The organism is Emticicia agri, from assembly GCF_004168285.1.
Classification (GTDB): Bacteria; Bacteroidota; Bacteroidia; order Cytophagales; family Spirosomataceae; genus Emticicia; species Emticicia agri.
The window spans coordinates 1-1817 of the sequence record NZ_SEWF01000112.1 but is presented as its reverse complement, the minus strand read 5'-3'; the positions used below and the strand labels follow the sequence as shown (position 1 = coordinate 1817).

The 1817-nt window shown below is 36.7% G+C and carries 2 protein-coding genes; both read right to left on the bottom strand.

Annotated features, from left to right (window positions below; all coding sequences use genetic code 11):
• Nucleotides 1-856 (bottom strand): IS481 family transposase (locus EWM59_RS27250; protein WP_130021487.1); only part of this gene is annotated, 856 nt, incomplete at its 3' end.
• Nucleotides 857-925: 69 nt separating this feature from the next.
• Nucleotides 926-1817: ISAon1 family transposase (locus tag EWM59_RS27245; RefSeq protein ID WP_130024349.1), on the bottom strand; the 892-nt coding region annotated here is incomplete at its 5' end.

Below are 1817 nucleotides of genomic sequence, written 5' to 3'. Positions count from 1 at the left end.
CCGCATAAAATTCATCCTGAATAGTACGATGGAAACGCTCGCATATACCATTAGTTTGAGGACTTTTGGCTTTAGTTTTAGTATGGTCAATATCTTCTATAGCCAAATATAATTGATATTCGTGTTGCTCCCTATTACCACAATATTCTGTACCCCTATCAGTTAAAACTCTTAGTAGACGAATCTGATTTTGCTCATGAAAAGGAATAACCTTATCATTGAGCATATCAGCGGCTACTAAAGCGTTTTTCCGGTCATAGAGTTTAACAAAAGCTACCTTTGAATAAGTATCTATAAAAGTCTGTTGATAAATATGGCCTACTCCCTTAATATTACCTACGTAATACGTATCCTGTGCTCCTAAATAACCCGGATGATGTGTCTCTATTTCTCCATGAGCCTGTTTCTCAGCTTTGGCTCTTTCTAAGGCTGTTATTTGCTCATCTGTAAGGATAATTCCTTCCTGATTAACCTTCGCTTCCAATGCTTTTAAACGTTTCTTAAAGGTAGCTAAATCATGTCTTAACCAGATTGAACGTACTCCACCAGGAGAGACAACTATACCTTGTTTCTTTAGCTCATTTGATACTCTTAGCTGTCCATAAGCTGGTAAGTCCAATGCCATCTTGACAACGGCTTCTTCTACTAACGTATCTACCCGATTTTTCTCTATGGGTTTTCTGCGACTAATTTCTTGAAGTGCTAATTCACCACCTTGTTCATAGAGTTCCTTGAAGCGATAGAAACTATCTCGACTATAACCCATTACCTTGCAAGCCTTTGAGACATTGCCTAAAACATTGGCAAGTTCTAATACTCCTAACTTGTTCTTGATGATTTTTGCCTGTGTTGTCATTTGATTTAATCTTTAATTTTAAGTTACTAAATAAATCGTAACTGTCAGATTAAATCATGACTATTTCATCTAAGCATAGATTTGCGTAAGTCTGTATAAAAAGAAAGATATATTCTTCACCCCTCTGAATTGGCTTCTGAATGCTTTGATTTTAGCATTAAAAGATTCAGCAGAAGCATTAGTACTTCTATTCTCAAAGAAGTTTACAATCGTTTTATAATGGTTCTGAATTGACCTGGCTACTGTATTGAACGATTTAAAACCAGCCTGTCTTACTTTCTCGTGCCATTTAGCCAGTCTTGTTAGGCCATATAGCTTATCATTGGTATTCTCAAAGATATGAGAAAGACTCATGGTTAAGTCATAGGCTTGCTTAATGTCAGGGTACAGGTCGAATAATAAAGTAGCTCTTTGCTTTTGGTTTTCAGTCCAGTCTTTCTCTTTTTTGTAAAGGACATATCTGCTTCTGGCTAGTAGCTGTTTGATAGTATCTCCATTGGAGAGTACTATGGGGACATATTCTGTATCGGTTTTCTTAGCCAATTCAATAGCATCATTTTCAGCATCCAGTGCTTCCCATCTGTGTTTGATTCTGATTTCCTGTAAAGCCTCTGTGGCTAGTTTTTGTACATGAAAACGGTCTGTAACTCTGGTAGCATTTGGGAAAGTTCTTTTGGCAATTAATTCCATATTAGCAGCCATATCTAAGGTAATCTCTCTGACTTTCTTGCGAAGATTGACATGAATTTTCTGTAACACATCAATCAGCGTTTCTGCCTTAGTACCCGCTATAATGGCAACAATACTGCCTTTTTTACCTTTAGATGCTTTATTTGTTAGAATAGTATAAAGTTCTCCATCAGACAAACTGGTCTCATCGATGGATAAATATTTGCCTATGTTCTGTGGAAAAAGAAGCCATTTCTTAGCATGACTTCGCTGAGGCCAAGTCTTAAAATCA